We start from the raw sequence: 7,502 nt of genomic DNA, 5'->3' as shown, positions 1-7,502 counted from the left end.
CAGCAGGCGGCGCAGCGAACGCGGCGCACGACTGGGGGCGCGGCCGTGTACCGGGCGGTCGGGGGCGGCGGCGCTGGGGTGCCCGTCGGAGGTTGTCGGGTGTGCGTTCATTGCAGTGTCGCGAATTCGCCGTCGCGGATGGTCAGGATGAACGAGCGGCGGTGCACGTCGCCGTACCGGTCAAGGCTGATGGGGCCAAGCACGCCGGTAAGGTTGCGGACTTCGGGAAGGGTTGCGCGCAGTCTGGACGGGTCGCCTCCGGCCCGGGCCAGGGCGTCGCCCAGAACCATGATGGCCTCGTAGGCGAAGGCCGCCGCGAAGTTGGGTACCCAGCCGAAGCGTGCCGCGTAGGCGGCGTGGAAGTTGCGGAAGGCGTCGTCGTCGAGGTCGGCGGCATAGGCATGGGCGAAGACGATGCCCTCCACGTCGCGGCCGCCCGCCAGTATCAGTTCGCGGGTGTAGCCCCAGGAAGAACTGTACAGCGCGGGAAAGAACTTGTCGCGGTGAAAGGCCTGGGCGGCCATGGCCACGTCGCGCGCCGGGCACACCAGCAACACGCCGGAGGCGGCCGACTGCCGGGCGTGGCGAAGTGCCTGGGCAAATTCCTGCCGGTCGGCGGTGGCATAGGGCAGGTCGGCGGCCACGGTGCCGCCCAGTTCGCGGAACCGGGTGGCGAATGCCTCGGCAAAGGGGGTGGAGAAGGGGGCGTTGGCGGTTTCGCGCACAATGGCCACCTGGCGCAGGCCCGTGGCGCGGGCATACGCGGCCAAAGCCTCGGCCCAGGTGGTGTTGGCCGGAATGACACGGAAGAAGCTGTCCTCCTTGCCTTCCAGGGCGGGGGCGCTGGTGGTGGGAGAGATCAGCGGCACCCCGGCGGCTTCCCAAAGGGGCAGGGTTGCCACGGTCTGGCCGCTGGTCATGTGCCCCACTCCCACCTGTACCTTGCGGGCAAGCAGCCGGGTGACCGCCGCGCGTGCCTCGTCGGGGGTGGAGCCATCATGCTCGGCCACCAGTTCAAGGCGGCGTCCGGCCACGCCCCCTGCGGCGTTCAGGTGTTCGACGGCAAGTTGCGCGCCGTTGCGACCCTGTACGCCCAGGTCGGAGGTAAGGCCTTCGAGTTGCCCGACAAAGCCTATGCGCACGGTGGCCGGTTCGCGCGTCAGGACCAGCGTGACCGCCACGGCCATGCCGACGAGGGCCACTGCGGCCATGACGATCATGGTGACACGACGCGAACGCCACGGACGACTGTCCGGTTCGGTGTCCCGGTGTCGGCCACTTTCGTGGGCCAGGGGGGGGCCCTGGGCAGGGGCACTCCCTTGGGCGGGGGCGTCGTGGTCTGGTTGCGCCATGTGACCTCTCGCTATGGGCGATGCGCCGAAATTCTATAGTGGGCGGGGGGGAAAGTCCATGGGGCTGACAGTGGCGCACGCGGTGGCACGCCCGTTGGCTGCGGGGCGAGGGACGGTTGCGGGGGCGGTGGAAAGGCCGGTGGCGAGTGTGCCTTTGCGCCGTTCCTGTGGACGCGCCGGGCGGGCTCTGGCACCATGAGGCCGCGCGGCCACCACCGGGCTGCATGGTGCCGCCGCCGGGCCGCGCAAGGGAGTTCCCATGTCCACGCCCCTGACTCACGTGACGGACGCGGGTGATGCCGCTGGCGCCGATTCCGGTGCGTTCCGGCTGGAATTGGCAGCCGACGAGCGGACATGGTTGCTCGACCTTGCCCGCTGGGCCGTGCTGCATCGGCTGGCGGAAGCCGGGGCCACGCAAGGCGGGGCGACCGGTGCAGATGGTCCGACCGGTTCCGGCGGCCCGGATGCCTCCGAGGTGCCCGCGCCACCCCCCGGCGTGCTGCATCGCTCTCTGGGTGCCTTCGTCACCTTCAAGAAGGACGGCCACCTGCGCGGCTGCATCGGCTCCATGGTCGGCGACGGGCCGCTGTACCTCACCGTGGCCCGCATGGCCCGCGCGGCGGCCTTCGAGGATCCGCGCTTTCCGCCGGTGACCGCCGCCGAGGCACCCTCGCTGGAACTGGACATTTCCGTGCTCGGTCCGCTCACCCGCTGTCCGGACCCTTCCCTGGTGCGGGTGGGGCGGCACGGGCTGCTGGTGCGCCAGGGCTATCGTTCCGGGGTGCTGCTGCCCCAGGTTCCGGTGGAATGGGGCTGGGACCGGGAAACCTTCCTGGCCCAGACCTGCCGCAAGGCGGGGCTGCCATCCGATGCATGGCGGGATGCGTGGCAGGACGGGCGCACCGAACTGTATTGGTTCGAGGCGGAGGTGTTCGGCGACCTGTAACACCGGCCTGTCGCTGTGCATACCTCCCTGGTCTTACCCTCCCTGTCTTCCGTTCCCGGCCGACGCACTTCCGCCGCGCCAGCCCGTTCCGCCGGTCGTTCCGTCGGTCCGTTGCGCCGGGCCGGGTGGCCCCCGCCCTCGGGCATGTCCGGTCGCAACTGGCCGCACCCGTACCTGGGCGCGGGCGCCCGCTCGCCTCGTTGACAGTGCCCACGCGCGGGCGTAGTCCACACCTTCCGGCCTTTGTCTCCTGCACGGGCATCCCGCCCGCAGGCAGTCCCCTTTCCGCCCTACATCCGGCGCGGCGTTTTCCGCTTGCGTCCGCAGGAGTACTGCGTGCAGCGCATACCCGATCTGCCCACCATTCCCAACAGGCCCATGTACATCTTTCTGCTTGTGCTCACCGTGGCCAACGCTGTCGGGTACCAGGGGTGGAGCACGCTCTACACCAACTTCGCCGTGCACGAGGCGGGGCTTACCGGCGCGCAGAACGGCCTTGTGCAGTCCCTGCGCGAGGTGCCGGGCCTGCTGTCCATCGGGGTCATCCTGCTGTTGCTGGTACTGCGCGAACATCGCCTGGCCGCGCTTTCGGTGGTCATGCTGGGGGCGGGAGTGCTGGCGGCCGGGTTCTTTCCGTCGTTCGGGGGCATCGTGTTCACCACCATGCTCATGTCCTTCGGGTTTCACTACTTCGAAACCACCAACCAGTCGCTGATCCTGCAATACTTCGACGTGCGCACCGCGCCGTTGATCATCGGGCGGTTGCGCGGGCTCAACGCCGGGGGCAACCTGGCCATCGGCGCGGTGATCTTTCTGGCCGCCGGGGTGCTGCCCTTTTCCGGCCTGTTCGCCATCTCGGGCGGGCTGGCGATACTGGCCGGGCTGTGGGCGCTGACGCAAGACCCGCGCGCGCAGGGGCTGCCGGTGCAGCGGCGGGGCATGGTCATGCGCAAGCGCTACTGGCTGTTCTACCTGCTTACCCTGCTGGGCGGGGCGCGGCGGCAGATATTCATCGTGTTTTCGGCCTTTCTGCTGGTGGAACGGTTCGAATTCGGCGTGCGCGAAATGACGCTGTTCTTCATGCTGAACAATGCGGTGAACTGGTTCCTGAATCCGCTCATCGGCAAGGCCATCAACGCCGTGGGCGAGCGCAGGCTGCTGGTGATGGAGTGCCTGTCGCTGGCGGGCATCTGCCTGGCCTACACCGTGGTGGAGGCCCGCTGGCTGGTGGGCCTGCTGTACGTGCTGGACCAGATATTCTTCAATTTCATCGTGGCCGTGCGCACCTACTTCCAGAAGATAGCCGACCCGGCCGACATCGCCCCCAGCATGGCCGTGAGCGTGGCGGTGAACCACGTGGCGGCGGTGGTGGTGCCCGTTGTTGGCGGCATGTTGTGGATGATGGACTTTCGCATTCCGTTTTATCTGGGGGCCGCGTTGGCGGGGTGTTCACTGGTGGCGACACTGTTCATGAGGGTTCCGGCGCGCGGCGCGTCTTGCTAAATGGTCCGGCAGCGACTACCCTTGTGGAACGATCCGTGAACCGCAAGGAGGTTGTGTCATGTCGCGCCCGTTCCCGCCCCGCACGCCCGCATCGAAGCCGCGCCCATGGGCGCCCCTGCTGCTGTCCGTTTCGCTGTTCCTGATCGCTGCCGCACTGTTCTCTCCGCTTTCCGGTGTTTCCGGCGCCTCCGCCGCGCTGGCCGCAGAAGCCGCGCCCAAGGCCGTGGCCGACAAGCCCGCCCCCAGTGTGGACCGGGCCGTGCAGGTGGCCGTGGAACTGGAGGGCACCGACAGCCTGGGAGCGCGCCTGGCCTTTCGCCTGAAGGATACCTTCAACTCCAGTTCGCTGTTCGTGCTGTCGGAAAAGGATGCCCCCAAGATCCGCGTGCTGCTTTCCACCACGCCGGAATTCCCGTCGCGGCCCTCGGTGGGCTCTGCCTATTCGGTGGTCTGGGTGTTCTCGCAGAGCGAAGGCACCCTGCGTCACTACCTTGCCCGCGAGGTGGGCGTGGTGACGGCGGAAAGCGTGGAAGACCTGGTGGCGCACATCGCCGAGCGCACCGACGGCATCTCCGTCCGCTACGGCTACCTGTTCCAGTAGGCCGACCATGGAGCGCCATCTGCTGCTGACCATGGGGGGAGACGGCGGCGAGTCGTGGAACCTGCGCTTCGTGGCCGGTTTCTTTCGCCGCAAGGAGGCCCTGCGCCTGACGCTGTTCTACGTGGTGCCCGACGCCTACGCCTCCGGCCCAGGCGAGGTGATCCTGTCCGACGTGCAGATGCGCCAGGGGCTGGAGCAGCTGGCCAAGGCGCGCCGCTGGGCGGTGGAGCACGGTTTTGCGTCGGAACATGTGGAGACGCGTGCGGTGCCCCGCCAGTTCGGCGTGGTCCGTGACATCGTCGAGGAAGCCCACAGGGGCCTGTACGATGCTGTGGTGTCCGGCCGCCGCTATCTGGGCTGGCTGGAACAGACCTATACCACCAGCGTCTCGCGCGGGCTGCTGGGCGAAGAGATCGCCTTTCCCCTGTGGGTGTGCCACCAGCCGGAACCGGACCTGTCCGGCGTGTTGCTGTGCGTGGACGGATCGGGCGAGAACCTGCGCATGGCCGACCACGTGGGGTTCATGCTGGCCGCTCCCGGTGCCGAGGACCACACCGTGACCCTGCTGCATTGCAGGGAATCGGGGAATGGTGGGGGCCAGCACGCTGTGGGGGTGGGGGCCGGCGACTCGCCGTTTTCCGGCGAAGACGCCATTGACGCCGCGCGCGAAGCCGTGCTGGCCAACGGCGTGGACGAGTCGCGGGTGCGCGTGCTGATGCTGGACACTCGCGCCTGCCCCGACAGGGCGGAAAAGGCCGAAGCCATCCTGCGCGTGGCCGAACAGGACAGGTTTGCAGTGGTGGCGGTGGGCCGCCGCACGGCCCTGCCGGATACCCTGATGCGCCGCATGTTCGGGCGTAGCGTCAGCGAACGGCTGCACGACCGGGTGAACCGTTTTTCCCTGTGGGTGAGCAAGTAGACCATGCCCAAGCGCACCGTTTCCCGTACCGGTACGGCACCCGGCACCGGGGGTGCGTCGCCGGGATTGCCCGGCGCGGAAGGAACGCCCGCGTCCGCCCACACCCCTTGTCCAACCAGCCCCCCCAGCCCCCCTTGTCCCCCCTGTCCCGCTCGTGCCTCCCAAGCTGGCCCTGCCACCCGGCCCGAGGGCGGCGGGTCACCTGCGGGCATGCCCGATCCTCAGCCTGAACTGTTTCCCCAGTCCACCGCGCAAGGCTCCGTCCAGACCCCCAAAGAGGAACTGCAACGCCTGCGCGCCGAAGTGGCCGTGCTGCGCCACCGGTTGCGCAAGGCCGAAGCACGCCTGCTGCCCCTGGATGCCGACCCCGAAACCCCGGACATGCTGCTGGACGCGGTCCCCGTGCTGGCGCTGTGCATAGACGCCGACGGGCGGGTGCGCATGGTCAACCGGGGGTTCGAATCGTTGTTCGGCGTCTGGCGCATGGAGGCACGCGGCCATCGGTTGGAGGAACTGGTACCCCCCGATGTGGCCGCGCGGCTGTCCCCCCTGCTGGCCCGCGCCTTTGCCGGTGAACCGCGCGTCATCGGCGAACTGGCCGTCAGCGGGCGCGCGGGCGAGCGCTGGTTCAATGTTACCTTGGCCGGGCGGGGTCTGCCGGGCAGTGGCATCATGTGCCGGGTGCTGCTGGTGGGGGTGGAAATCACGGATGTCGTCACCGCCCGCCGTGCCCTGCGCGAGGTAGGCGAAACCCGCCGCGCCCTGCTGGACGCGGCACCGGGAGCGGCCTTTCTGATGGAGCCGGACGGCACCATAGTGGCCCACAACAGCGCCGCCTCGCGTCATGCCTGGCGTGACGGGCAGGACATGGCCGGAGAGAGCGTGTTCGCCCACATGCCGCCGGACATGGCCGCCAGGCGCAGGGCAGAGCTTGCGCACTGCGTGGCCACCGGGCGCGGCGGCTATTTCGAGGACCACGACGGTGGCCGCGTGCTGCGCCACAATCTGGTGCCCGTGTTCGACGCTCAGGGCCGTGTGGCCCAGATCGCCGCGTACGTGCACGACGTGACCACCCAGCGCCGGGCCGAAGAGGAACTGCAAGCCACCCTGGAGCGCAAGGACCGCATGGTCCACGCCCACGAGGCGGCCTTGGGGCGGCACGAGCGGCTGCTGCGTCGCATCTACGACGATGTGCCCGTGGGGCTTCTGCACACCAGCGCGGCGGGCAACGTCATCGAGGCCAACCGGGCGTTGTGCGCCATCACCGGGCTGACCCTGGGCGAAATGCGCGGCACCCACGTACTCGATCTGGTGCTGCCCGAATACCGCGAATCGCTGACCTACGAGATGCAGCGCAACCGGGCGGAACGCGACCGGGTGGCCCGGTTCGAGGTGCGGGTGCGCAGGCCCGACGGCGAAATACGGCTGTGCCGCGTCACCTCCACGGTGGTCTGGGGCACCGATGACCTGCCCCTGTTCGGGCTGGGCGTGGTGGAAGACCAGACCGAACTGCACCGCCTGCGTGCCGAAGCCGTACGGGCCGGGCAACTGGCCGCTCTGGGCGAACTGGCCGCCGGGGTGGCGCACGAGATCAACAACCCCATCAACGGCATCATCAACTGCGCCCAACTGATGCTGGACGATGCCGACGCGGCGGCGCAGGGCGGCATGCGCCACGAACCGCAACCGGAACTGGCCGGACGCATCCTGCGCGAAGGGCAGCGCATTGCGGGCATCGTGCGCAATCTGCTGTTCTTCGGGCGCGACCGGCGCGACGCCGACGTGCGGGTGGACCTGCGCAAGGTGCTGCACGATGCCCTGGCCCTGACCCGCACCCACATGGAGAGCGACGGGGTGGTCATCGAACTGGACCTGCCCGACGTTCCGCTGATGGTAGTGGGCCGCCCCGGCGAATTGCAGCAGGTGTTCATGAATCTTCTTGCCAACGCCCATCACGCCCTGAACGCGGCGGCAACTGGTGGCCACGGGGAACGGGGTGAACCCGGCGCTGGCCCGCGCTCCAAACGCCTGACCCTGACGGCGGCGAGGTCTTCTCTGGGGCCACAGCGCGAGACCGCCCGCAAGGGCGTGCCCCTTGATGGCGGGGGCGATGGCTGCCGGGGGGCATGCATTCCCGAACGCCGCGCCGCGCGGCGCAGGGGCGGGCGGCTGGCGGTGAGC

General features: G+C 69.2%; 6 protein-coding genes. 5 read left to right on the top strand and 1 reads right to left on the bottom strand.

Annotation, left to right across the window (positions count from 1 at the left end):
* Positions 1-107: 107 nt before the first annotated feature.
* Positions 108-1,352 carry an ABC transporter substrate-binding protein gene (locus FVW27_RS03340; protein ID WP_167122720.1) on the bottom strand — a complete coding sequence of 415 codons (1,245 nt, stop codon included), beginning with the start codon at positions 1,350-1,352 and terminating at the stop codon, positions 108-110.
* 259 nt (positions 1,353-1,611) lie between these two features.
* Here FVW27_RS03340 and amrA point away from each other — a divergent pair, with 259 nt between their 5' ends.
* The 5 genes from amrA to FVW27_RS03315 all read left to right on the top strand — a co-directional run.
* The gene (gene amrA / locus FVW27_RS03335; protein ID WP_167122718.1) at positions 1,612-2,298 is read left to right on the top strand and encodes an AmmeMemoRadiSam system protein A; all 687 of its coding nucleotides are present in this window, start codon (positions 1,612-1,614) and stop codon (positions 2,296-2,298) included.
* A gap of 336 nt (positions 2,299-2,634) precedes the next feature.
* On the top strand, positions 2,635-3,801 hold the full coding sequence (locus FVW27_RS03330) for an MFS transporter (RefSeq protein ID WP_167122717.1): 1,167 nt from the start codon (positions 2,635-2,637) through the stop codon (positions 3,799-3,801).
* A 58-nt stretch (positions 3,802-3,859) separates the two neighbouring features.
* The gene (locus tag FVW27_RS03325; protein WP_208294602.1) at positions 3,860-4,402 is read left to right on the top strand and encodes a hypothetical protein; all 543 of its coding nucleotides are present in this window, start codon (positions 3,860-3,862) and stop codon (positions 4,400-4,402) included.
* A gap of 7 nt (positions 4,403-4,409) precedes the next feature.
* Entirely contained in the window at positions 4,410-5,321 is a 912-nt protein-coding gene (locus FVW27_RS03320) for a universal stress protein (protein ID WP_167122715.1), read from the top strand.
* A 210-nt stretch (positions 5,322-5,531) separates the two neighbouring features.
* Positions 5,532-7,502: PAS domain-containing protein (locus FVW27_RS03315; protein WP_243838182.1), on the top strand; the 1,971-nt coding region annotated here is incomplete at its 3' end.

The sequence above is a fragment of the Nitratidesulfovibrio liaohensis genome, assembly GCF_011682075.1.
Lineage (GTDB): Bacteria > Desulfobacterota > Desulfovibrionia > Desulfovibrionales > Desulfovibrionaceae > Cupidesulfovibrio > Cupidesulfovibrio liaohensis.
Note: the sequence above shows the minus strand (reverse complement) of the source record. Positions and strands in the feature narration are given on the sequence as shown.

Coding starts and splice junctions, on each gene's coding strand:
- FVW27_RS03340 (WP_167122720.1), bottom strand. CDS start 1,352: ATGGCGCAACCAGACCACGACGCCCCCGCCCAAGGGAGTGCCCCTGCC.
- amrA (WP_167122718.1), top strand. CDS start 1,612: ATGTCCACGCCCCTGACTCACGTGACGGACGCGGGTGATGCCGCTGGC.
- FVW27_RS03325 (WP_208294602.1), top strand. CDS start 3,860: ATGTCGCGCCCGTTCCCGCCCCGCACGCCCGCATCGAAGCCGCGCCCA.
- FVW27_RS03320 (WP_167122715.1), top strand. CDS start 4,410: ATGGAGCGCCATCTGCTGCTGACCATGGGGGGAGACGGCGGCGAGTCG.